This is a genomic window from Salinicola salarius, from assembly GCF_002179555.1.
GTDB classification, from domain to species: Bacteria; Pseudomonadota; Gammaproteobacteria; order Pseudomonadales; family Halomonadaceae; genus Salinicola; species Salinicola salarius_A.
The window spans coordinates 139,813-163,762 of the sequence record NZ_NHOU01000009.1; the positions used below are offsets into that span (position 1 = coordinate 139,813).

A 23,950-nucleotide genomic window follows, 5' to 3' on the forward strand; every position below is an offset into this window, starting at 1 on the left:
TCTAGCGAAGATCAACACCTTTTGGCTCAGTAGGCGCACCGCCATGGTGCGCTCTGGTCGTCTTGGGCGCATGCCATGCCGAAGGCGCTAGCCATATGCACGTACCCTGCTAAAGCGATATGCAATGTGCACATTCTACTCCCGCCAGTTGTCTACATATTACACATCGCGTCCTCAATAATATGATTTGATCAGTAGTTGGCACGTACATTGCACATACCCATGCAGAGCATCCTCAATACACAACATCAAGGAGCTATGTCATGGAACCTTCCGATTATCCGTTGACTGAGGTGCCCAGAAGCGACCGAAAGGGGCTTGTGTCCACGTCTCTCGTGCTGCTGGGGTTCACCTTCTTTACCTCCACCATGTGGGCAGGTGGCACACTCGGCGAAGCCTTTGCCATTGGCGAGCTGCTGTGGATCATCCTGGCCGGCAACCTGCTGTTGGGCGGCTACGCCGCCACGCTGGCGTATATCGCCTGCAAGAGTGGCCTGAATTCGGTACTGATGGGCCGTTTCTGCTTCGGTGAGGTGGGCAGCAAGCTGTCGGATGTCATTCTCGGCTTTACCCAGATCGGCTGGTATGCCTGGGGCACCGCCACTATCGCGCTGATCCTGGTGAAGACGACCGGCATCCCGGAGGCCTACACGACGCCCTTGATGGTGTTCTTTGGTCTGGCCTTCTGTCTGACCGCCATGGTCGGCTATCGCGGCCTGGACCTGCTGTCACGCTTTGCCGTGCCGGCGATGCTGATATTTATCCTGATCAGCCTCTACAAGGGCCTGATCGATGTGGGGGGCCTCGAGGGGCTGGCCAGCCAGATCCCCACGGCCACCATGAACGTGACCGCCGCCATTACCATCGTGTTTGGCACCTTCGTCAGCGGGGGGACGCAAGCCACCAACTGGAGCCGCTTTGCAAGTACACCCAAAGTGGCCGTGATCGCCACCCTGGCCGCCTTCTTCGTGGGTAATGGCCTGATGGTGCTCACCGGCGCCCTCGGCGCGCTCATCTACCAGCAGGCCGACATCGTGGACGTGCTGCTGGCACAAGGGCTCGTCGTGCTGGCGGTGCTGATGCTGTTCCTGAACATCTGGACCACTCAGGACAACACCATCTACAACTTCGCCGTTGCCGGCTGCAACCTGCTGCGCACCGACAAGCGCCGTATCGTCACGGTCAGTGGCGCCATGATCGGTACCGTGCTGGCCATTGGCGGCATGTACAACCTGCTGATTCCGTTCCTGGTACTGCTAGGGACCTTCATTCCGCCGATCGGCGGGGTCATCATGGCTGATTTCTGGCTCAAGCATAAAGGCCAGTATCCGACCCTGGCGGAAGCTCGCCTGCCGGCGTTCAACTGGCAGGGACTGGGGGCTTACGTCATCGGCTCCGCGGCGGCCTACGCGTCGCCCGTGCTCCCCCCCGTCGCGGGCGTGTTGGCGGCCGTCATTGGCTACGGCGCGCTCAGCTACCTGCCATCTCGTTCCGCCGCGGTGGCGGTGACCAAGAGCTGATGGCCATCCTCTGCGCCGATATCTCTTGCCTGCCCGGCCTCGACAGCATTCGACTGCGGGCCGGGTGGCAGGGTAGCCAGAACGTGGTTCGCTGGCCCTATGTCGCCGAGGGCGACAGCCTGGCGCCTTGGGTGCGTGGCGGTGAGCTGGTGTTCGTGACGGGCATCAGCCAGCCTCGCAGCGAGGCCAGCTTGCAGCAACTGGTCCGCGAGGGCATCGAGCAGCGAGTGGCCGGCATCGCCATGCTGACCGGTGCAGACGGCATCCGAGAGATTCCTGGCAGTGTGATCAAGCTGGCCAACGAACTGGGGTGTCCGCTGTTCGAGCAGCCCTATGCCTTGCCGCTGGTGGTCGTAACGGAAACCCTCAGTAACGCGATTGTACAGGATAACCTCATCGGTCAGTCGACGAAGCTGTTCCTGACGCGCCTGTTCCATGGGGTCGCGGATACCCCGGAGCTGATTCAGCTGCGGGCGAAGGAGCTTGGGCTCGAGGCGGAAGGCAGCTACGTGCTGGTGGCGATCCGCCTGGCAGAACGTCGTGAGGCCCAGGACGCGAGCGGCGGGGGAAGGGTTCAGCCGCAAGACCTCCACGTGCTGGAACAGCAGTTAGTCGAGTTGTTGAAGCGGCGAGGCATCGAGTGGCCGGTACTGCAGCACGAACACAGCCTGATCATCATCTGGCCCACTCCGCCTGAACAGATCGCCACCTTGCCGGAAACCCTAGAGCAAGCAATGAGCACGCTGAAGGCATGGCAGCCGTCATGGCCGCTGTATGCCGGGGTCAGTGAGCGCCAGTCAGGGCTACGCCATTTCGCAAAGGCCGCCGATCAGGCAACTCAGGCCCTCCAGTTTGCCCAGCAGCAACAGAACTCGCCGCTGTTTTTCTATGAAAGATTGGGCATCGCACGGCTATTTGCCGCAATTTCTCAGCGCAGCATGCTGGCCGGTTTCTGTGAGGAGCAGCTGGGTCCGCTGTGTTTCGCCCATGATCGTCAATCACTCGTACTCAAGCATACGGTAAGAGCCTTTCTCGAGTTCCTGGGCAACCAACAGCAGGCATCCGCCGCTCTTGGTATCCATCGCAATACGCTACGCCAGCGACTGAAGCGTACCGAGCAACTCACCGGGCACTCGCTGCAGGATCCATATGTGCGACTCAATCTGCAAAACGCCCTCTTGATCGAACAGATACTCTTTCATCATCACTCGATAGATGCCTACGGCAAGTCATAAATAAGAGGTATACCATGAAGATTATTAACGCACGCCTTCGTCATAAGTCTGAACTGCATACCTTGACCATCGAGAATGGCGTATTCACCGACATCCAAGAACAAGGTGAGCGGCTGCCTGCCGGTGATGGGCAGCTCGATGCCCAGGGCAAGCTGCTCTGTGCTCCCTTCGTCGAGCCGCATATCCATCTGGATGCGGCACTGACGGCAGGCGAGCCGAACTGGAATCAGAGCGGCACCCTCTTCGAGGGCATCGAGCGCTGGAGCGAGCGCAAGCCGATGCTGACCGAGCAGGATGTCCGCCAGCGCGTCAACCAGACGGTTGAACTGCTCATCCAGAATGGCGTTCAGCACATCCGCACCCACGTGGATATCACCGATCCTAGCCTGGTCGGTCTGCGCACCCTTTGCGCCATGCGTGATGAGCTCAAGGAGCAGGTGGATATTCAGGTGGTCGCTTTCCCGCAGGAAGGGATGCTTTCCTATCCCCGTGGCCTGGCGTTGCTGGAAGAGGCCCTCAAGATCGGTGCCGACGTCATCGGCGGGATTCCCCACTTCGAATACACGCGAGAGATGGGCGAAACGTCCATGAAGAAGGTGATCGAACTGGCGATCCAGTATGACCGGCTCGTAGATGTCCACTGTGACGAGATCGATGATCCAAACTCGCGCTTTCTCGAAGTGCTGGCCGCCGAGGCATTGGCTCACGGAATCGGGCCGCGCGTGACGGCCAGTCATACCACGGCCATGGGATCCTACGACAACGCCTATTGCTCGAAACTGTTCAGGCTGCTGAAACGCTCCGGCATCAACTTCATCTCCTGCCCGACAGAGAGCCTCCACCTGCAGGGGCGCTTCGATAGCTACCCCAAGCGCCGTGGCCTGACCCGGGTCAAGGAGTTGAATGAAGCGGGGATCAATGTCTGTCTCGCCCAGGACTCGATCTGCGACCCCTGGTATTCACTGGGCAATGGCAAGCTGCTGCGTACGCTGGACTTCGGGCTGCATATCTGCCACATGATGGGCTATCGCGACTTTAGCCACTCGCTTGACCTGATTACCGACAATGGCGCGAAAACGCTCAAAATGGAAGAGCGCTATGGGATTGCCGTGGGCAAGCCCGGCAACTTCATTCTCCTAGACGGAACGGATGATTACAGTGTGCTTCGCAATCAGGGCGAGGTGTTGATGTCAGTGCGGCATGGTCGCACGCTGATGCAGCGTACGCCGAGTCACGTGGTAATGAGCACGGAAGCCCAAAACTCGCTCTGCGAGGATGCCGCCTGATACATGACATCGGGGTCCTGGATGGGGGCGTCCAGGATCCTCGATATAATGTTCAGTTGTGTGCCGTAAACATTTTATCGAGAAATTTATCAGGCAGGCCAGGCGTCAGGTGCTGGGAAGGGGTGGGTTGTCTAGCTGGTGTTTGAGATGTTGCCGGAACAATTGAAAGCTTGGGGTGACATAGGCGCCGCTCCAAGCGGCGATGGTCTCGACCGTGCAAGTGTCATCATCCAGTGGAGCAACGACGATGTCTTCTCTCTGGAAGCGGGTAATGCAGTCGGAGTACAGGGAAATACCCATATTGGCGGCGACAAGGCCAAAGATGCCGCTACTGGTACTGGCTTCCTGGACGACTTGAGGAGTGAAGCCGGCGCGCATGCAAAGGTTGAAGATAGTATGGCGAAACTCGCTCCAGCCGCTTTCCGTACCCATGATGAACTTTTCGTCCGCCAGGTCGGCAATATTGAGTTGGTTGCGAGTGGCCAGAGGGTGGCGTCGAGGCAGTATGACGACAATCTTCTCTGTGGCGGCACGATAGGTTTCGATACCCTCGAGCTCTAGCGGACCAATGAGGAACCCGACATCGATTTCGTGATCTAGAAGCGCCTTGTGCTGCTGATGTGAGGGCATGTAGGCGAGATCAACGGTAATCTCTGGGTACTGCTCCTTGAAAAGCTCCAGGATGCTGGGCAAGACACCATTGATGGAAAAGTCATTATAGGCGATGGAGAGGTGTCCAATATCGCCACTTGCCGCCTGCCGTGCCAGGTGGCTGGCACGCTCAAGGTGGTTGATGGCTTTCTGGCACTCCTCCAGAAAAAGCCGGCCTGCCACGGTGAGCTCGACCTGTCGGGTTGTGCGTGAGAACAGTTCGGCACTAATGCTTTCTTCCAGCCCTTTTATCATGCGACTTAGAGCGGGTTGCGTGATGCACAATACCTCGGCGGCCTGCTTGAAATGTAGGGTTTGGGAGACGGCGAGAAAGGCCCGTACTTGGCGTAGGTCAAATCTTAGATTCATGATTTCCCGGACAACAATGCGTATGAAAATGGAATTGGAAGTCATTACCTCTAAAGCATAGGCTGGAAAGTGTCCAGCTTCCTTGGCATTGCATTGCGCTTTAGTCTAAACCCTCTGCATGTTGAAAGGAGCAGGCATTTTACCATATCGAAAATTACAAAAGGCCAGGCTGGCAGGTCCAGAAAATAGTCAGCCCTCTTGATTGATAGAATCTAATAATTCTTTGTGAGGTTTGTTATGGCTCGTATTGGAGTAGATGTCGGTGGTACCAATACAGATATCATCTTGGAAACATTTTCCACAGATTCTGTCGGCGCTGGTACCTATCGTCACAAGGTGCCAAGCACCACTCAAGATCAGTCGATTGCCGTATTGCAGGGTGTGCTTGAGGTCTGTGACAAAGCCGGTATCAAGCGAAGTGAAGTGAGTACCATCGTGCATGGTACGACCGTCGCAACGAATATCTCCATTGAGCATAATGGTGCAGAAGTCGGGATGCTCACCACCCGAGGCTTCCGGGATATTCTGCACATCGGTCGGCATAAGCGTCCCCATAACTTCTCGCTCCACTTCGACGTGCCCTGGCAGTCCAGGCCCCTGGTCAAGAGACGGTATCGAATTCCCATCAGCGAGCGCGTGCTGCCGCCCTCCGGCGAGGTGGAGGTCGCCCTGGCGGAAGATGAGGTCAGGGAAGCGGCCAAGAAGTTCAAGGAAGCCGGTATCAAATCCGTCATCGTGGGCTTTCTTTTTTCCTTCCTGAACAAGGGCCATGAGTTGCGCGCCAAGGAGATCGTCTTGGAAGAAATTCCGGATGCCTACGTCTGCTGTTCGTGTGAAGTCGTCGATGCCATGCGCGAATATGAGCGCTTCTCGACCACCGCCATGAATGCCTATGTGGGGCCCAAGACCTCCCTCTATCTCAATAATCTGGAGCGCCAGCTCAAGGAAAATGGCGTCGACGCCGACCTGCGTATCATTCAGTCGAATGGTGGTCTAGCCACCGTGGATAGCTGCTGCGAAAAAGCCGTAAATATTCTGATGTCAGGTCCCGCCGGAGGTGTCATTGGTGGTCACTTCTTCTCCGACCTTGATGACGAAAAGAACATCATCACCGTCGATATCGGTGGCACCTCAGCGGATATCTCGACGCTGGCCGAGGGTGATATAAAGATCATGAACCCGCGGGACTCCTACGTGGGCGGTCATCCGGTGATGGTGCCGATGATCGACCTGATCACCATCGGGGCCGGTGGCGGCTCGATCGCCTACGTCGATGAGGCCGGTGGCTTTCAGGTCGGGCCTCGCTCGGCGGGCTCCATGCCGGGGCCGGCCTGTTACAACCGTGGAGGTGAAGAGCCTACCGTGACGGATGCCAACATCCTGCTCGGGCGCCTGGATGCCGACCAGATGCTGGGTGGCGACCTGAAGGTTGATTCTCAGCTTTCCCACGATGCGATCAAGCGCAAGATTGCCGATCCGCTTGGATTAAACGTGACGGAAGCCGCGCTGGGCATCATCAAGATCGTGAATAACAACATGGCATTGGCGATTCGTTCAAACTCCGTGGCCCGGGGCGTCGATCCGCGCGAATTCATGCTAATGCCTTTCGGCGGTGCCGGTCCGGTGCATGGACCGGCCCTGGCCGAAGAGGTCAACGCCAAGGGGGTCATCGCGCCGCCCGCACCGGGGATCACCTCGGCGGCCGGCCTGCTGACCACCAACCTGCAATACGAGGTCACCCGTTCGCACCTCTGCGAACTGACATCGATCAGCAGCCGGGACTTCGAGACCGTGCAGGGGCTAATGAGCGACCTGGATGAGGAAGCCACACAGAAGCTCGCCAAGGACGGTGTCGCTCCTGCCGATGTCCAGTTGACTCGCTTTGCCGAGTGTCGCTACCACGGCCAAGGCTTCGAGCTGCGTGCCGAGATTCCGGATGGCGAGCTGACCCGCGAGAACGTCGGCCAGGTGGTGGAAAACTTCCATCGTCAGCACAAGACCGACTACGGCTACAGCTATGACGAGGCCGAAGTCGAGCTGGTGACGCTGCGCGTGGTCGGCGAGTCGAAATCGAAGAAGCTGGAGTGGAAGCCACTTGCCTCGGCAGAAGGTAGCGGGCTGGATGAGGCCTTCATGTATGAAAGGGAAACCACCTTCGACGATGGGGCCTCTCACATGACTCCTCGCTACGACCGGAGCAAGCTGCTGTTTGGTCATGAAATTCCAGGACCGGCCCTGGTCATGCAGCATGACTCGACCTCCCTGGTACCTCCCGGCTGGACGGCCCTAGTGTCGAAGCACGGCAGCCTCATGATCACGAAATCCAGCTAACTCGTTCAGGTGAGCAAGATGGAAAACAACAAAGTCGATCCAATTACCATGCAGGTCATCAGTGGTGCCCTCGACACCATTGCCGAGGAAATGGGCCACGTGCTCTACCGGATGTCCTTTTCCTCGATCATTCGCGAGTCGCAGGATCTGGGGGCCGGGCTGTTCGATCGGAACTACCAGACCATCTGCGAGTCAGAATCGACCCCGATGCACATCGGCTCGATCCCCGCTTACCTGCGCGGTGTCGAGAAGACCCTGCAGGGTGGCGAGTGGCATGAAGGCGATGTGGTGGTCCACAACCACCCCTATTACGGATCAAGCCATACCCCCGATCTGGCCATCATCATTCCCGTCTTCTATGAGGGCGAGCTGGTCGGATTCTCGGCCAATACCGCACACCATATCGATATCGGCGCTGCGACACCGGGTCTGATCATCGATGTGGGTGACGTCTATGCCGAGGGGATGCTCTTCGCCGGCCTGAAGCTCTACGAGAAGGGCGTGAAAAACGAGGGGCTGGAGAAGATGATTACGGCGAACAGCCGTGCCGCACAGCAGCTCATGCGCGACATCGAGGCCCAGGTGGCCTCGGCCCAGCTGGGGGTCAAGCGTTTCAAGCAGCTGCTCGACAAATATGGCAAGGACCGGACCTTCACCGCGATCGATCAGCTGATCGATTACTCCGAGACGATGCTTCGCAACAAGATCACCGAGATCCCGGATGGGGAATACCAGGCGAAAGGCTTTCTGGATGACGATGGGCGCAATCGCGACGAGCGGCTTCCCGTCGTGGTGACGGTCAAGGTCGAGGGCGATTCGGTCACCGTTGACCTCACCGGCTCCGCCGACCAGACAGCGACCGCCTATAACGTGCCCTTCGAGGGCTCATGCAAGGTGGCGGCGTTCGCCGGGTTCCGCAAGCTGCTGCTGGATGCCAGTCGCCTGGAAGTACCGATCCCCTCGAACGAGGGCTCTTTCCGGCCCATCAACGTCGTGGCGCCTGAAGGCTCGATCTTCAACCCGATCTTTCCGGCAGCCACCGAGGCACGCTTTACCCAGTGCAACATGATGATCGATCTGATCATCAAGGCGTTGTCTCCCGTCATGCCCGACCGGACCATCGCCGGCAGCTCGGCCGCCATCTCCTTCGCCTCCTACGCCGGCATAAAGGAGAGCGGCGACTACTGGGTCTTCCTGGAAGTGAACGAGGGGGCCTATGGCGGGCGCCCTGATTCGGATGGCCCCGACTCCATCGACAATCTCATGGCGAATACCCGGAATAACCCTATCGAGGATCTGGGCATGCACCTGCCGATGATCTGTGACCGCTATGAGCTCCGGGATGATGTGATGCCCGGCGCCGGCAAGCATCGCGGGGGCATCGGGGTCGTCAAGGCTCAGCGCGTCCTGACGCCGGGTTTCATCACCCATGAGAGCGAGCGTCATTACCATGTGCCCTGGGGGGCCTTCGGAGGCTCGGACGGCGCCGTCGGCAAGTGCGAGATCTACAATTACGCCTCCCGCGACGAAAAGACCAGCATGCCGTCGAAGTTTTCCGGGTATGTAACCAAGGCCAACGATGTCATGGCGTTCTACGCCCCCTGTGGCGGTGGTTATGGCAATCCGCTCGAGCGCTCTCCCGAGCAGGTGAGGGAAGATGTGCTCGATGACTTCTGCACCGTCGAGCATGCCTTCGAGGCCTATGGCGTCGTCCTTGACGACAAGCTGGAGATCGATCGTCTGGCCACGGCCGCTAGGCGCAGCGAAATGGGTGCCTAGGTACCCGCTCGCCTGGGGTGGGGAATGCCCCACCCCTTTTTCATGATCCTTGAGTCGGCCTGAACATCAGATCTCGAAAACAACGTCAACAAGACTATCCAAGGGTAAGAATATGTCTGCTACAGGATCGGGTATTGCCGGTAAGGCTGCGCCCATTGCCTCCGAAAAGAATCATCTGCTAGAAGAATCCATACTACCGGTCGTCAATACGCAAAAGCCCATTGCGGCACTCGGCTTTGTCTGGATATGGGTCGGCATTGCCGTCATGATCGCGACTTTTCAGTTGGGCGCGAACGGCATTACAGGCTTGCCGCTGTGGCAGGTCGTATCGGTCATTTTCGTCGCGAACGTGGTGCTGGCAATGCTAATGCTGCTGACCGCAGATATCGGCACCGAGCATGGGCTCTCGTTCTCGGTGTATCTCAGGGCGCCCTTCGGCGTCTATGGCACTCACTTGCCATCGGTCTTTCGTGGCACCGTGGCCGCGATCTGGTTCGGAATCCAGACCTATCTCGGGGCGCTGGCGCTTAACGGCATCTTTGAGTACCTGACCGGGTTCTCGAACTGGGTCGTGTGGTACGGGGTCTTTGCCCTGATCCAGGTCGCCAACACGGCCATGGGGATCAAGGCCGTCGAGAGGCTGGCCGCCATTGCGGCCCCTGCCATTCTGGCCATCTCGATCTGGATGTATTTCACCCTGGATGTGCTGGCGCAGACCCAGGGCATCAATATCTGGCGGTTCGTGGGCGGTCAGGACCTCACTATCCTCACGCTCTTTCTCGCCAACGTGGCCTTCTGGTCGACTCTTGCCATTGATATTCCGAACATCACGCGTTTCGTCAAGGCCCCTTCCGGGGAACGGCGCTTCTTCTCGCGCAACCGGAATGTGCTGCTGGCACAGCTTCTGGCTCTGCCGGCCACTCAAGCCTGGATCGCCCTGATTGGCGCGGTATCCTTCATTGCCGCGGGGGACTGGAATCCGGTCACCGTCATTCAGGGGCAGGGGGAAGGCCTGAGTCTCATCGTTCTTCTGGTGCTCGTCATCCTGGCCCAGTGGTCAACCAACAATGCAGCCAACCTGATCCCGGCGGCACTGGCATTCGTTAATGCCGGGGCACCCAAAATCTCCTACCCAGTCGCGGTGGCGATTGCCGCCGTCGTGGGCACGCTGTTCATGCCCTGGGCGATTCTCGACAACCTGTTCTCGTTCCTCTTCTCCTACGGCGCCTACCTCTCCGCCATCGGGGGGATCATGGTGTCAGACTACTACTTCATCAGGAAGCGCCGCCTTAATGTGCCCCATCTCTACCAGGAGGGTGGCCAGTTTCACTACCTCAAGGGCTTTAACCCGGCAGGCATCATTGCTTGGCTCGCGGCCGGAACCGTTGCGTTTTTCTCGGGCGAATGGGCGTTTCTTTTTGGCTTCTTGCTCGGTGCCATCATCTACTTCGCCATCATGAAGCTGTATGTAATGAAGCGCTTTTCACAGGAAGAGTGTGTGGAGGGTGGTTCGGATGATTTCCTGGGCACCAGTGTGGGCTTTAATTGGGTCCACGATAAGGAAAGCAAGAGTTTCCTGCGTCTTCATACCAGTGAGCTGGATAAGAATGCATCTCGGGAGGATTTGTAAAGTGAGGGGGCGGCATAATTGATGCGTTCCATGATATATGAGTTGTCAAAAATATCATTGGATGCCACTTTTTATGGATATTCTTTCAGTCTATTTTAAGCAAAATCCTTGATAGCCGTTCATTTGATATCTGAAATAACTAACCTTTCCATATTGGGTAAATGATAATGTCCCAAGATCTCATGATCATGCTGCAGCAGACCTTCGACGAGACCACCCAGCTCTACCAGGATCGCGGCTTCCAGCGCCGTGTCGGCTTCGTCAAGAAGCCTGCGATGTCGAGTCCGTGGACCGCTGCATCGACTACGTGAACACCATCGCGAGCACTCAGTCCTGATGCTATCGGGACAGCTTTTTCCTCCAAGGCGAGCCCATCCGGGCTCGCTTTTTTATAGCTGACGACCTGAGGGGAGACGTCTTCTTTCTGGAGGTTGGCTGCAAGTCGGTAGCGTCTGAATTGTGCCTATTGATGCCAATTTTCGCATCAATCGCTGACGATAATTCATTAGACGAGAATTATGACTTAGTCGTACGCTAATTATAGTCAATTAATGCCGGTATGACTTTTCGGCTTCCTAGAATAACGCCAAAAGAGATAGCTAAATGAATGCGAAACTCAAAAAAATGCTTCTGGTTGGCTCTTCCAGCTTGGCCACCACTCTAGCCGCGACTTCACTTTCGGCTGCCGAGAGAACCCTCAAGTTTCACAGCGGCTATGCCGAGTCGCGTCCCGAGGCGGGCTTCGTCGACGACTTCGCCGCCCTGGTCAGCGAGAAGTCGGGCGGTGAGCTCGAGATCGACGTCTACCATGCCGGCTCGCTGGGCCTGAAGGAGCCGGACATGCTGCGTATTTTGCAGCGCGGCATGGTGGACATGGCCCTGCTCTACGGCGAGTACTACACCCGAGATGCCCCGGAGCTCTCCGCAGTCTACGCCCAGGGCGCCATCAAGGAAGCCGAGGAGCATCTCGAGATGCTGCCCACCCTACGCGAGATCTATGCCAGGGAGTATGGCGAGTGGGGTATCAAGACCATCGGCGGCGTCGTCTCGCCGGTGTTCGACGTCGGCGTGCACTGCAAGGAGCCCGCCAATACCCTGGCCGAGCTCGAGGAGCGCAAGCTGCGCGTCTGGTCCGCCCATCTGGTGGACACCTTCACGCGGCTGGACATCTCGGCGCAGGTCATTCCCCAGAATGACATGTATATGGCGCTGCAAACCGGCGTCGTCGACTGCGCCTACTACCTCTCCACCGTGGCCGAGACAGTCTCGCTCAACGAGGTCACCGACTACGAGGCCTATCTGCATCCCTGGGCCGCGGCACCGGCGATGTTCGGCGTCAGCCAGCGCACCTGGACCTCGCTGAGCGACGAGCAGCGCGCGGTGCTTGAGGAAGCCGGCCAGGATATCTGGGAGACGACTCGCGCGATGGCAGTGGATCCCCAGCGCGAGGCCGAAGCCCGCGCCCATCGCGAGTCCCTCGGCATCACCATGCTGGAGCCGTTTTCCGACGAGGACGTGGCACGCTTCCAGTCGGCCGCGCTCGAGGCCTGGGAGGAGCTGGCCCGGCGGGCAGGGGAAGATGGCCTGGCCATCTTCGACGAGGTGACCGACCGGATCCGCCAGATCAACGAATGAGATCGCGGGGCCGGTCCCCCCGGCCCCGCGCTCGGAGGCCAAGACGATGAAGATCATCGACAAGACGATCGACAGGGTGGCATACGGCATGTTCCTCTGGGGCGTGATCGCCGGCATCTTGATGACGCTGACGGTCTTCGTCAGCACCCTGATGCGCTACGTGTTGAACTCGCCGCTGCACTTCTCCAACGAGCTGGCAGGCCTGCTGTTCCTGTCGATCACCTTCCTGACCATTCCCCATGTTCAGAACATCGATCGCCATATCGGTATCGATCTGGTCGTCAAGCAGCTGCCGGTCCGCTTCCAGGGCCTCGCCGGCCAGCTGGCAGGCCTAGTGCTGATGACCTTTGCGGCGGTGTTCGTCTACCAGTCCTGGGACTTCATGGTGTTCTCGCGTGCCATCGGGGCGCGCTCCGATATCAGCGGGTTGCTGCTCTGGCCCTGGATGCTGCTGATGCCGCTCAGCTTCGCGATGTGCATCATCATTACGCTAAAAAAAACCCTGCAGCGCTGCGTCGGTCGTGATAGCGCAGCGCTCGGTGGGGAGGCTATCTCATGAGCTGGGTGATTCTGAGTACCGGCCTGCTGACCCTGCTGAGCAGCGGCGCCGTCCTGGGGGCCGCGCTGGGGCTGGTCGGCTTTATTCTGCTGCATTTCCAGGGTGGTGGCGCCACGTCGCTGGCCATCAACTCCAGCTGGAACCTGCTGACCGGCTTCTCGCTGACCGCGGTGCCGCTGTTCATCTTCCTCGGTGACATCCTGCTGGCCAGCGGCGTTTCCACCAAAGTCTACAACGGCCTGACCCCACTGTTCCGGCGCATTCCCGGCAAGCTGCTGCATACCAATATCGCCGTCTGCACGCTGTTCAGCGCGGTGAGCGGCTCTAGCTCGGCGACCGCGGCCGCCATCGGCTCGGTGGGCTATCCGGAGCTGAAGAAGCGTGGTTACTCGCCGAGCATGGTGGTGGGCACCCTCGCGGCCGGGGGCACCCTAGGTCTGCTGATTCCGCCGAGCCTGGCGCTGATCATCTACGGGGCTACTCAGAACGTCTCCATCGGCAAGCTGTTCCTGGCCGGCATCATTCCCGGGATCATGATCTCCGGCGCCTTCTTTGTCTGGATCATGCTGCGCTCCCGCTGGGGGGAGGCAATCACCCCCGAGGAGGACGAGCCCATGGACTGGGGCGCCGTCTTCCGCGGCCTGCTGCAGATCTGGCCGCTGCCCGTGCTGATTTTCTTCGTCCTCGGCACCATCTACATGGGCGTCGCCACGCCCACCGAGGCGGCCTCGCTGGGCGTGGTGGCCAGCATCGTGATGGGCTTCGTGTGGGGCAATCTCACGCCAGGGCAGCTGTGGTCAGCATTCATCAACGGCACCATCATGTTCAGCGCCATCGCCATGATCATGCTGGGCACGGCGATTCTTTCCCAGGCCGTCAGCCTGCTCGGGCTACCGCGTGAAGCGGTCTCGGCGATCGCCGAACTGGGCTTGAATCGCTACGGGATTCTGCTGCTGATCGTGCTGGTCTATCTGGTGCTCGGCTGCTTCTTTGACGGCATCTCGCTGCTGCTGATGACGCTGCCGATCACCTTCCCGATGATCACCAGCCTGGGGTTCGACCCGATCTGGTTCGGGGTGATTGTGACCCTGCTGATGGAAGTGGGGATGATCACGCCCCCAGTGGGGCTCAATCTCTTCGTGCTGACCTCCATTACCCATAACGAGGTCAAGGTCACAGAGGCTGCCTGGGCGTCCTTCCCCTACTGGCTGATCATCCTGGGGGCCGTGCTGGTCTATACCCTGTTCCCCTGGCTGGTGACTTGGCTGCCGTCTTTCTACTGAGCATATCGTGGCACGGCGGCGCCCCCCGCCCTGTCCAGACACCATGCCGGCCCCTCGGGGCCGGTTTTTTATTTTCACTTATTATTTTCTTTTTTATCAATATTTTGGGAAGCAATGGGCGTAGCGCTCACGTCAATTTTATTAATACCAAAAATTGAATCAATCTGGTGAAAAAAGGAATTTGTTGTTAATAGTCGGCAGAGTTAGCCTTGAACATGCCAACCGGCAGACAGCGAAAATGACCGCAAGCCACTCGCCGAAGTGATAGCAATTAACCGATAAAGGAATCAAAACCATGTCTCAAGATCTGATGGCCATGTTGGAGCAAGCCTTCGATGAATCCACCAAGCTCTATCAGGAGCGCGGCTTCCAGCGTCGTGTCGGCTTCGGCAAGAAGCCGGCGCTGATCAGCGTCGATCTCGCCAACGCCTGGACCCGCCCGGGCAACCCCTTCACCTGCGACCAGGAGAAGATGGACAACGAGATCATACCGGGGATGCAGAAGCTGCTCGAGGCGTTCCGGGCCTCGAACTTGCCGGTCATCCACGTGACGACCGCCTATGAGATCACTGATCGCGACGCGCCGTTCACCGACATGGGGCTGTGGCACAACAAGATCCCGGTCGATGCCGTGGATCTCGCCAACGAGGAGCTCTGGGCCATCGATTCGCGGATCGCCCCGGTCAAGGGCGAATATACGCTGCTTAAGAAGCGTGCCTCGTCCTTCCACGGTACCGAGCTCGCTGGCATCCTGCGTGCCAATGACGTCGATACCATTCTTGTCACCGGCGTGACCGCCTGTGCCTGCGTGCGCCAGACGATCTGTGACGGCATCGCCGACGGGTTCCGTCCGATCGCGGTCAAGGAGTGCATCGGCGATCGTGTGCCGGGTGCCGTGGCCTGGAACCTGTTCGATATTGACGCTAAGTTCGGCGATGTCGAGTCCGTGGATCGCTGCATCGACTATGTGAACACCATCGCGAGTACTCAGTCCTGATGCTATCGGGACAGCTTTTCCTCCCAGGCGAGCCCATCCGGGCTCGCCTTTTGCGTATTCGGAACTCACAGAGCGACTGCTGCTCAATGAGGCTGGGTCGAGATGGCCAAGGACGCTTCTGGTGGTACGGGAACCGGGCACGGGTTACGCTGGTGCCTTGGGTTGGTCACCGCGTTCGCGACAATCTCTCGCGCAAAAATCCGATGACGCCAGGAGCACCGAACAGCCTCTCCTCGCGGAATGCCCCCCTGTCCGTGGGGTTTGTCCTGCTGCAGCGCTTTATCCTGCTGCCTTTCGCCGCCTTCGTCGACTGCCTGCGCCTGTCCGCGGACGAGGGGGACCGGAGCCGTCAGCTGCGCTGCCACTGGACCTTCATGACCAGCGCCGGCCAAGAAGCCGTCTCCAGCTGTGGGGCGGCCATCTCACCATGCTGCTCGACGAGGCCCGGGTGGGCACTCATCCCCAGCTACAGCCGGTGGTCTTCGGCAAGGTGGGCGATCGTCTGGTGCATCGCGCCATCGCGATGCCGAACAGCACTTGGGGGAAGCGATCAGCATGGAGGCGCTGGCGGAGCGGGTGGCCACCTCGCGTCGCAACCTGGAGCGCCGCTTTCGCGAGACCCTCGGCGTTGGCCCCAGAAGTTCTCGCGTGACCTGCGCCTGCGCTACGGACTCTGGCTTCTGCACTACACTGGCAAGAGCATCACCGGGATCGGCGAGCGCTGCGGTTTCGCCGATACGGCCCATTTCTCTTGCCACTTTCGCAGCACCTTCGGCGTGACCCCGTTGGAAATGCGCAAGCGTGCCGGCGAGCCCGGAAGCGACCGGGTCGATCCCTTATTTCTGTATGTCGAGGGCCGGCCGGCGCTCTAGGCCGCGTCGCTCTCACTCCCCCCGCGCGGCGTCAGACTTTTGTCTCGGGGCGGCCGGTATCTGCCGAACGGGAGAGCCGGCGATGCTTGCTGGCGTCGCCTGCTCAGGAAGCCTGTCGCATTTATTCAATCTTTGCCCCGCCCCATCGCCTTTAATCGAAGCATGAACTGGATAAGCCTCGCCCCGATTATCGGCGCATAAGGATTTCAAATTTTCTCCCGGCAGGTAGCCGATAGATTCGAAGTTACACCCTGCCCACCACCGACAATCCGTTACGACAATAACAGGAGTCCATCATGAACCAGGTTGCCCTCGCGACTTTCGATGCCCAGATCGCCGCCTCCATCGCCGATGAGGTGGCGCGCCAGGAGGATCATGTCGAGTTGATCACCTCCGAGAACTATGCCAGCCGGGCCGTGATGGAGGCTCAGGGCACTCAGCTGACCAACAAGTACGCCGAGGGCTACCCGGGAAAGCGCTACTATGGCGGTTGCGAGCATGTGGATGTGGTCGAGCAGCTGGCCATCGACCGCGCCTGCGACCTGTTTGACGCCGACTACGCCAACGTCCAGCCGCACTCCGGCGCCCAGGCCAATGCTGCGGCCTTCATGGCGCTGGTCAAGCCGGGCGATACCGTGCTGGGCATGAGCCTGGCCCACGGCGGCCACCTGACCCATGGCGCCACCCTCAACTTCTCCGGCAAGCACTACCACGCCGTGCAGTACGGCCTGAACGCCGAGACTGGCGAGATCGATTACGCCGAGGTTGAGCGTCTGGCGCGCAGCCACAAACCCAAGCTGATCATCGCCGGCTTCTCGGCCTATGCGCGGGTGGTCGACTGGCGGTGCTTCCGCGCCATTGCCGATGAGGTGGGCGCCTACCTGCTGATTGATATGGCCCATGTGGCGGGGCTGGTGGCGTCCGGCATCTACCCGAGCCCGCTGCCCCACGCCCATGTGGTGACCACCACCACCCACAAGACCCTGCGCGGCCCGCGAGGCGGCCTGATCCTCTCCGCCCACGGCGACGAGGCGCTCTACAAGAAGCTCAACGGCGCGGTCTTCCCGGGCCAGCAGGGCGGCCCGCTGATGCACGTGATCGCCGCCAAGGCAGTGGCCTTCAAGGAAGCGACCACGAAAAGCTCAGTATGCCGCTGCTGGAGGATGAGGAAACGGGAAGGCAGTTTGCGTTGTTGATATTGAAGCTTTTGGCGGGGAGAGAGCAGCCGACAGTGCAACAGTGATGGGAAACTAAGGATGAGATCATCAACCGAGCAGTGGCGGTCTCAAGTTCCAAGCGCAACGCTATTGAAGGGTGCTCGGTCCAGCGACCGATTTCTTGAGCACCTCGGCGTAGACTTCCAGCGGCGTGCGCCAGTCGAGCGTCTTGCGCGGCCGCGTGTTCAGTGAGTCGGCGATCTCATCGAGTTCTTCCTGGCTGTAGACCGACAGATCCGTGCCCTTCGGCAGATACTGCCGCAGCAGCCCGTTCGTATTCTCATTGGAGCCGCGCTGCCACGGGCTATGCGGGTCAGCGAAGTAGATCGCCGTCCCGGTCTTCTGCGTGATCTCGGCATGCTTCATCATCTCTCTGCCCTGGTCGTACGTCATGGACAGCCGCAGGGCTCGCGGCACTTCATTGAGCTTGTCGCTGAAGCCAACGGCCGCCGCCGTGGCCGTGGTGTCATCCACTTTCGCCAAGATCACCAAGCGTGTGGTGCGCTCCACCAGCGTACCGACGGCGGAGCGATTGTTGGCACCCATGATGAGATCACCCTCCCAGTGGCCAGGCATCAGGCGGTCTTCGATCTCAGGCGGGCGCATGTGGATGCTGACCAGATCGGGAATCTGCTGGCGTCGATCCTTGCCACGACTGCGTGAGCGACGCTTGCCGTTGCCCTGCCGAAGGCAGGCGATGAGCTCTTTCTTGAGACTGCCGCGGGGCATCACATAGAGCGCGTTGTAGATGGCCTCATGCGAGACCTGCCGACGTGAATCGTTGGGAGACATGCGCTTCAGTGTGCGGGCTATCTGTTGCGGTGACCAGCACTTGCGCAGCAAGTGGACCACTACCTCGAAGAGCTCCCCGTCGGGATGCAGCTTGGGGCGCTGGCGTGGCCGATGTCGCGTCAGACGAGCCCGATAGCCCGCCAGGCCGGCATCGTAGCCCTTGATGGGGTCGACCGTATGGCGAGCAATTTCTCGCGACACGGTGCTCGGCGCACGCCCCAGGTGAGTGGCAATGGCCCGGATCGAATGCGTGGCTCGCATCATCATGATGGCGGCTCGGTCTTCAGCAGAGAGATGGCGATAGCAGTAAGTCATGGCAACACCGTACCTGATGGCTCACGTGTTGCACTTGGTCATTGAGACCGCCAGTCCTTGGTGACAATAATATTTGAACTTATATACGTGACCCACGTAGAGAACGCGCAACATGGATAAAGCATCACTTCAGCACAAGCTCGAGCTCGCCCGACATGAGCTCCTCGATATGGGATTGCGCGGGAATCCGCTATTACATGTTCCCAGTAACAAACGCTTTCTCGATATCGTGGGTGAGCGATCGACTGAGGTGGTCAACATCCTGGTCGAAGAAAAAAAAACCATGCGCTTTCTGCCGCTTCCTGAAGTCTATGGCAAAGACGAGACTGAAACGGACGAGGACGTTGGCGAAGGTAAAAGTGGAGAGCAGGGTGAAGAGGAAGAGCCTCTTCCGCCCCTAGAGGCGTATCTTGAGCAGGAGCAGGGCGAAGAGCGTTTCAGTGACCTCAATCTGCAGACGCGCCTGCCGGCTCGCGAACTGGACACGCGGCTGATCAAACTGGAGAACGAAGCCCATACCCTGCTTCAAGAGCAGGGCATCGAGGTGCTGTATCTGGCGCTGGGGTTCCTGGAGTGGTATGAGGATGAAAATGCCCACACATCACGTTATGCGCCACTGATCCTGCTGCCGGTGGAGCTCCAGCGGGAATCTGCACGCGCCGGCTTCACACTGTCGTACACCAATGCCGAGATGGGCGGAAACCTGGCCTTGGCCGCCAGGCTGAAACAAGACTTTCGGCTCACACTTCCCGAGTTCGACGAAGAAGCGTCGCTGGTGGACTACTTCGGACACGTCCAAGAGATGGTCGCTGATCGCCCTCGCTGGAAGGTCCACGTCGATCAGATTCGGCTAGGCCTCTTCTCGTTCGGCAAGTTTCAGATGTATACCGACCTCGACCCGGCGAACTGGCCGGAGTCGCATGATTTGCTGAAGCATCCTCAACTCGAAAAACTGTTCGAGAAGGGCTATCGCGAGGATGCCGAGCGACTCGAGGCGTCTTCTGGCCATGATCTGCTCAAGACACCCGAGTCGCTCCACCTAGTCAAGGACGCCGACTCCAGCCAGCTCGAGGCTATCCTTGCGGTGATGGAAGGCGCGAGCCTGGTAGTGCAGGGCCCACCAGGAACTGGCAAGTCGCAGACCATCAGTAACCTCATCGGAGAGGCGCTGGCGCGCGGCAAGAAGGTCTTGTTTGTCGCCCAGAAGATGGCGGCCTTGGAAGTCGTCAAATCACGCCTGGACGAGTGTCACCTCGGCGATGCCGTACTGGAGCTGCACAGCCATAAGAGCAACAAGAAAGCGGTCCTCGATTCGCTGCGGCGAGTGTTCGATAACGGGCTTCCCAAGGTACCGGATCGCTCAAGCGAGTATCAGCGTCTGGGCGAGGTGCGCGAGTCGCTGGATGACTATGTGGAAGAGCTCCGTCCCACCATTTTGGCCTCAAAGACCGACTATGTGACAGCACTGGGGAAAATGCTGCAACTCCAGCGAGATGAGCGCCTGCAGGCATTGTCGCGGATCGACTTCGAGCATCTACGCGACTGGGGGCCCCAGGAGCTGGCCCGTGGGCAGCGTGCCATGGGTGCCATGGGCGATTATCTGGCTGAGTACGGTCCACCCTCCGACAATCCATACCGTTACTCGCGGCGTCATGCCCTCTCGCCTGGCGAAGAGCAGGAGCTTCGCAAGCTGGTTCATCGGGCCGCCGACCAGCTGACGGAATTAACCGACAATGCCGTCGCCTTGGCCAAGGCCATGCAATTGCCGATTCCGCAGGATTTCGATGACATCGCCATCCTGCGGCGGGCCGGCAAGCGCGCGCTTAATGCACCGCATTTGGCCGGAGTGAAGGTGAATACCGAGCAATGGCAGGCCCGTCGTGACGAGGTGCAGCAGGCGATCGCTGCCGGCCAGGCGCTGTCACGCACCCGTGATGCCATGCAGCCACGGTTCATCGAGGCGATGTACGACGCCGATCTGCTGTCGATTCGCACCGGGCTTGCCGGACGGGCCGACAAGTGGTGGCGCATCTTCTCAGGCGAGTATCGGCGTGCCGCTGCCGTTCTGAAAGGCTATGCCCGCGGCCAGCTGGCAGGTACGCCGGTAGATTGGTTAGGGTGGGTTGATGAGTTGCTGGAAGCCCAGCAGCACCGTAAGACGCTGGAGCGCCTGTCGCCCACTTGCCAAACCCTATTTGGAGCTCAGTGGCAGGGCGAAGAGAGCGATTGGTTGGTGCTGGCGCAGCTCGCCGAGTGGATCGTCGATTTATATGACGCGATCGGTAAGGGAGAGTTGCCGGCGGGGCTGGCCGACTTCTTGGATGGTAACCCCGATCTGCGGGAACATGCTGACCAAGTAGAAGCACTGCAAGCACAGTCAGAGCGAATCCAAGGGTTGCTGCAGGAGCTTTGCCACCAGGTCCAGTGGCAGGGTGAAGCGTCACAAGTTGATCTGGCTACCTGGCATCAGCGGCTCTCCGGCTGGCGAGATACTGCCCAGTTGTATGCGGTGGTGCGCTTCAATCAGCTTTGTGAAGACCTTGAGGCGGCAGGGTTGGGGCATCTGACAACGACCTTGGCCAGCTGGCCCCACGCACCGCGCGCCCTGGGCGCATGGCTGCAACTGAGCTATTTCGGCGGTCTGGTGGATCATGCCTATGTCGAGCGCCCGCGCCTGGCGCGCTTCGATCGGCTGACCCACGAGCGTCTGATTCAGGAGTTCAAACAACTGGATCAGGCCAGCTTCCGCTACGCCCAGGAGTCGCTGGTCGAGCGCCTGCATGCCAATCTTCCGCCCAAGCATGCACCGGGGGAGATGGAGGTCCTGCGTAAGGAGTTCACAAAGAAACAACGCCACTTGCCCATTCGAAAGCTGCTGCGTGAGGCGGGGGCCGTCATTCAGCAGGCCAAACCGGTATTCATGATGAGCCCGATGTCGGTAGCGGGCTATCTCGCTCAGGGAAACTTGGACTTCGACTTGGTGATCTTTGACGAGGCGAGTCAGATTCCGGCTCCCGAGGCTCTGGGTGCCATTCTTCGGGGGCGCCAGGTCGTGGTGGTGGGCGACAGCAAGCAGATGCCGCCCACCAACTTCTTCGGCCAGTCCGTCGAACTCAGTGACGAGGAGGCCGATGAAAGCGCCACGGCTGACGTGGAAAGTATTCTCGGCATGATGAAGGCCCGCGGTATGCCCGAGCGCATGCTGCGCTGGCACTACCGTAGTCGCCATCACTCCCTGATCGCCGTCTCGAACGATCAGTTCTACGACAATCAGCTGCTGATCTTCCCCAGCCCCGGTGTCCATCCAGAGGCCAGAGGGCTGAGTTTCCGTCACCTGCCTGAGACTCACTACGACCGCGGTGGCTCGCGGACTAATGCGGGCGAGGCTCGTGCTGTTGCCGAGGCGGTAATCCAGCATGCGCAAGAAACTCCCCAGCTGTCGCTCGGGGTGGTGGCCTTCAGTACCGCCCAGCGAGAAGCCATCTTGCTGGAGGTGGAGCGTCTGCGCCGAGAGCATGATGAGCTCGAAAACTTCTTCCGCCATCATGACGGAGGGGATGAGTTCTTCATTAAGAACCTGGAAAACGTTCAGGGCGATGAGCGCGATGTGATCTTCATCAGTGTCGGGTATGGACGCACGTCGGCAGGTCGTCTCGGACAGAATTTCGGCCCGATCAACAAGACCGGGGGCGAGCGACGCCTGAACGTGCTGATTTCTCGCGCCCGGCTGGCCATGGATGTCTTCGTCAATTTCCAGGCCGATGAGCTGAAGGTCACCGAGTCATCCCCGTTCGGGGTTCGTGCCCTGCAGGCTTTCCTCAAGTATGCCGAGACGGGAGAGCTGCCTACTTACGAGATGAGTGAGAGGGAGCCCGATTCACCTTTCGAGTGGGAAGTGATGCGTGCCATTCAGGACTTGGGCTACGAGGTCCAGCCGCAGGTGGGTAGTCAGGGCTTCTTCATCGACCTGGCGGTACGCGATCCTGAGTCCCCTGGCCGGTTCCTGCTGGCAGTCGAGTGCGACGGAGCCAGCTATCACAGCAGTGCTGTCGCGCGTGATCGAGATCGCCTGCGCCAGTCCGTCCTGGAAGGGTTGGGTTGGCGCTTCCATCGCATCTGGAGCACCGAGTGGTTCCGTAATGCGGCCGCCGAGACGGAACGCTTGAAGGAGGCTCTGGAGGCCGCTAGCCGTCACCAGAAGGACCTGGAAGCGCGGGCCAAGGCGGCAGCCGAGGACATCACGCCGATGTGGGATGACGAGCCTCAAATTGAAGAAGCGACCGAGGCGGAAGTCCCTAGTGGCATAGCGCGGGAAGCCGAAACGGGCCCAATTCCTGGTATACCGGCTTACGCTCCCGTCGGCTCAACGCGGATTGGCTTATCCAGTGCAGATAGCCAGTTCGACGAAATCCCCGTAAATCGCATGCAAAAGGCCATCTTGGCTGTGGTCGAAGGGGAGGGGCCGATCCATAGAAAGATGCTGCTGATCAGGCTGACCGAAGCAACTGGGATTCAGCGTGCCGGCGCCCGAATCCAGCGACGCGTGGATGCCGAGTGTCGGACCCTGGTAAGGAAAGGCTTGCTGAATCAGGATGAAGACACTCTCGATATTATTAATCGTGAAACGCTGCCATTACGAGACTGGAGTGGACTTCCCGCAAGTCAGCGTAAGTTTGAGTTAGTGCCAGAGGCAGAACTCGAGAACGCGATTCTGCAAATGCTGCGCGACGGTGTCTCGATGGGTCCGGAGGAGGCCATGAGTGCTTCCATCAATCAGTTGGGATTCAAGCGCGTGACGGGGGCGGTTCGTCAGCGCCTTGAGGCACTCATCGCTAGGTTGATGGACGACAAAAAGATAAAGGAGCGTAATGGGCGGCTACAAACCAGTAGGGCCAATCTAGAAATCTGAAGGGGAGTAGTTGATACCATTCCTATCCGGCTGACAATGCCGTTTAATCTGTCTCGATGTTTCGGTTGCGTGATTCACAGGTGGGAATGGCAATGAACGATACGCATACGAAGGTTTGCCACGTTTGCCAGCGTCGGTTCGAGGCGGGGGATCTCAAGCCCTGGATTGCCGTGCGTCCGGGTGTGTCTGCGTTGATCGCCAGTGCGGCGCCCGGCTGGGAAGAGGGCAAGATGATCTGTCGCGAGGATCTTGCCAGGTTTCGCCATCTCTACGTCGAGCGAATGCTGGAGGAAGAGCGCGGTGAACTGGGCGAGCTGGAACATCAGGTCATCGAGAGTCTCAATAACAGGCAGCTCATTTCGAAAAACCCGGAGGACTTGCTGGACAGGTCCGCGACGTTCGGTGAGCGCATGGCGGACCGGGTGGCGCTGTTCGGCGGTTCCTGGGCCTTCATTTTGACGTTCTCGGCCGTGCTGCTGGTATGGGTCATCGTCAATGTGGGTGGGGTACTGGCCAAGCCCTTTGACCCTTATCCGTTTACCCGCCTCATTCACGAGGGTGCTGATTGAG

At 59.3% G+C, this 23,950-nt stretch carries 16 protein-coding genes and 1 pseudogene; 15 read left to right on the forward strand and 2 right to left on the reverse strand.

All coding sequences use genetic code 11. From position 1 onward, the window contains the following. Window positions 1–263 precede the first annotated feature (263 nt). The 3 genes from codB to codA are packed head-to-tail and all read left to right on the forward strand — an operon-like array spanning window position 264 to window position 4,041. Entirely contained in the window at window positions 264–1,520 is a 1,257-nt protein-coding gene (gene codB / locus CCD76_RS09600) for a cytosine permease (RefSeq protein WP_087719292.1), read from the forward strand. After that, window positions 1,520–2,755 carry a PucR family transcriptional regulator gene (locus CCD76_RS09605; RefSeq protein ID WP_087719293.1) on the forward strand — a complete coding sequence of 412 codons (1,236 nt, stop codon included), beginning with the start codon at window positions 1,520–1,522 and terminating at the stop codon, window positions 2,753–2,755. The genes codB and CCD76_RS09605 overlap by 1 nt, the downstream gene beginning before the upstream one ends. 14 nt (window positions 2,756–2,769) lie before the next feature. Further along, window positions 2,770–4,041, forward strand: coding sequence for a cytosine deaminase (gene codA / locus CCD76_RS09610; RefSeq protein ID WP_087719294.1), 1,272 nt, complete (start codon window positions 2,770–2,772; stop codon window positions 4,039–4,041). A gap of 105 nt (window positions 4,042–4,146) precedes the next feature. On the opposite strand, the gene CCD76_RS09615 is transcribed toward codA, so the two are convergent. Continuing rightward, window positions 4,147–5,106 (reverse strand): LysR family transcriptional regulator, encoded by a 960-nt coding sequence (locus CCD76_RS09615; protein WP_218777007.1) that lies wholly within the window; start codon window positions 5,104–5,106, stop codon window positions 4,147–4,149. A gap of 192 nt (window positions 5,107–5,298) precedes the next feature. Between CCD76_RS09615 and CCD76_RS09620 the strand changes: the two genes are divergently transcribed. The 10 genes and pseudogenes from CCD76_RS09620 to glyA form a co-directional block, all read left to right on the forward strand. Beyond that, entirely contained in the window at window positions 5,299–7,392 is a 2,094-nt protein-coding gene (locus CCD76_RS09620; RefSeq protein ID WP_087719295.1) for a hydantoinase/oxoprolinase family protein, read from the forward strand. 18 nt (window positions 7,393–7,410) lie between these two features. Next, window positions 7,411–9,171 (forward strand): hydantoinase B/oxoprolinase family protein, encoded by a 1,761-nt coding sequence (locus CCD76_RS09625; protein WP_087719296.1) that lies wholly within the window; start codon window positions 7,411–7,413, stop codon window positions 9,169–9,171. A 112-nt stretch (window positions 9,172–9,283) separates the two neighbouring features. Continuing rightward, complete coding sequence (locus CCD76_RS09630; protein ID WP_087719297.1) at window positions 9,284–10,801, forward strand: NCS1 family transporter; 1,518 nt, start codon at window positions 9,284–9,286, stop codon at window positions 10,799–10,801. A 167-nt stretch (window positions 10,802–10,968) separates the two neighbouring features. Then, entirely contained in the window at window positions 10,969–11,112 is a 144-nt protein-coding gene (locus CCD76_RS19750) for a hypothetical protein (RefSeq protein WP_218777008.1), read from the forward strand. 337 nt (window positions 11,113–11,449) lie between these two features. Next, window positions 11,450–12,436, forward strand: coding sequence for a TRAP transporter substrate-binding protein DctP (gene dctP / locus CCD76_RS09635; RefSeq protein ID WP_256961236.1), 987 nt, complete (start codon window positions 11,450–11,452; stop codon window positions 12,434–12,436). Window positions 12,437–12,482: 46 nt separating this feature from the next. Continuing rightward, the gene (locus CCD76_RS09640) at window positions 12,483–12,995 is read left to right on the forward strand and encodes a TRAP transporter small permease (RefSeq protein ID WP_087719299.1); all 513 of its coding nucleotides are present in this window, start codon (window positions 12,483–12,485) and stop codon (window positions 12,993–12,995) included. Next, window positions 12,992–14,278 (forward strand): TRAP transporter large permease, encoded by a 1,287-nt coding sequence (locus tag CCD76_RS09645; protein ID WP_087719300.1) that lies wholly within the window; start codon window positions 12,992–12,994, stop codon window positions 14,276–14,278. The genes CCD76_RS09640 and CCD76_RS09645 overlap by 4 nt, the downstream gene beginning before the upstream one ends. Window positions 14,279–14,573: 295 nt before the next feature. Beyond that, window positions 14,574–15,275 carry an isochorismatase family protein gene (locus tag CCD76_RS09650; protein WP_087719301.1) on the forward strand — a complete coding sequence of 234 codons (702 nt, stop codon included), beginning with the start codon at window positions 14,574–14,576 and terminating at the stop codon, window positions 15,273–15,275. A 374-nt stretch (window positions 15,276–15,649) separates the two neighbouring features. After that, complete coding sequence (locus CCD76_RS09655; protein WP_256961240.1) at window positions 15,650–16,147, forward strand: helix-turn-helix domain-containing protein; 498 nt, start codon at window positions 15,650–15,652, stop codon at window positions 16,145–16,147. A 296-nt stretch (window positions 16,148–16,443) separates the two neighbouring features. Next, window positions 16,444–17,295 (forward strand): annotated as a pseudogene (gene glyA, locus CCD76_RS09660) (serine hydroxymethyltransferase); the annotation flags it as partial. A 156-nt stretch (window positions 17,296–17,451) separates the two neighbouring features. Here the strand turns inward: glyA and CCD76_RS09665 are convergent. Next, on the reverse strand, window positions 17,452–18,471 hold the full coding sequence (locus tag CCD76_RS09665; protein ID WP_087719302.1) for an IS30 family transposase: 1,020 nt from the start codon (window positions 18,469–18,471) through the stop codon (window positions 17,452–17,454). A 112-nt stretch (window positions 18,472–18,583) separates the two neighbouring features. Here CCD76_RS09665 and CCD76_RS09670 point away from each other — a divergent pair, with 112 nt between their 5' ends. Together CCD76_RS09670 and CCD76_RS09675 are read left to right on the forward strand one after the other, a co-directional pair. Continuing rightward, the gene (locus CCD76_RS09670; protein WP_087719303.1) at window positions 18,584–23,380 is read left to right on the forward strand and encodes a DUF3320 domain-containing protein; all 4,797 of its coding nucleotides are present in this window, start codon (window positions 18,584–18,586) and stop codon (window positions 23,378–23,380) included. A 92-nt stretch (window positions 23,381–23,472) separates the two neighbouring features. Beyond that, the gene (locus tag CCD76_RS09675) at window positions 23,473–23,949 is read left to right on the forward strand and encodes a DUF1003 domain-containing protein (protein ID WP_179208893.1); all 477 of its coding nucleotides are present in this window, start codon (window positions 23,473–23,475) and stop codon (window positions 23,947–23,949) included. Window position 23,950 lies beyond the last annotated feature (1 nt).

Excerpts from the sequence above, each read along its gene's own strand:
- codB (WP_087719292.1), top strand. The coding sequence starts at position 264 with ATGGAACCTTCCGATTATCCGTTGACTGAGGTGCCCAGAAGCGACCGA.
- CCD76_RS09605 (WP_087719293.1), top strand. The coding sequence starts at position 1,520 with ATGGCCATCCTCTGCGCCGATATCTCTTGCCTGCCCGGCCTCGACAGC.
- codA (WP_087719294.1), top strand. The coding sequence starts at position 2,770 with ATGAAGATTATTAACGCACGCCTTCGTCATAAGTCTGAACTGCATACC.
- CCD76_RS09615 (WP_218777007.1), bottom strand. The coding sequence starts at position 5,106 with ATGACTTCCAATTCCATTTTCATACGCATTGTTGTCCGGGAAATCATG.
- CCD76_RS09620 (WP_087719295.1), top strand. The coding sequence starts at position 5,299 with ATGGCTCGTATTGGAGTAGATGTCGGTGGTACCAATACAGATATCATC.
- CCD76_RS09625 (WP_087719296.1), top strand. The coding sequence starts at position 7,411 with ATGGAAAACAACAAAGTCGATCCAATTACCATGCAGGTCATCAGTGGT.
- CCD76_RS09630 (WP_087719297.1), top strand. The coding sequence starts at position 9,284 with ATGTCTGCTACAGGATCGGGTATTGCCGGTAAGGCTGCGCCCATTGCC.
- CCD76_RS19750 (WP_218777008.1), top strand. The coding sequence starts at position 10,969 with ATGTCCCAAGATCTCATGATCATGCTGCAGCAGACCTTCGACGAGACC.
- CCD76_RS09640 (WP_087719299.1), top strand. The coding sequence starts at position 12,483 with ATGAAGATCATCGACAAGACGATCGACAGGGTGGCATACGGCATGTTC.
- CCD76_RS09645 (WP_087719300.1), top strand. The coding sequence starts at position 12,992 with ATGAGCTGGGTGATTCTGAGTACCGGCCTGCTGACCCTGCTGAGCAGC.
- CCD76_RS09650 (WP_087719301.1), top strand. The coding sequence starts at position 14,574 with ATGTCTCAAGATCTGATGGCCATGTTGGAGCAAGCCTTCGATGAATCC.
- CCD76_RS09655 (WP_256961240.1), top strand. The coding sequence starts at position 15,650 with ATGACCAGCGCCGGCCAAGAAGCCGTCTCCAGCTGTGGGGCGGCCATC.
- CCD76_RS09665 (WP_087719302.1), bottom strand. The coding sequence starts at position 18,471 with ATGACTTACTGCTATCGCCATCTCTCTGCTGAAGACCGAGCCGCCATC.
- CCD76_RS09670 (WP_087719303.1), top strand. The coding sequence starts at position 18,584 with ATGGATAAAGCATCACTTCAGCACAAGCTCGAGCTCGCCCGACATGAG.
- CCD76_RS09675 (WP_179208893.1), top strand. The coding sequence starts at position 23,473 with ATGAACGATACGCATACGAAGGTTTGCCACGTTTGCCAGCGTCGGTTC.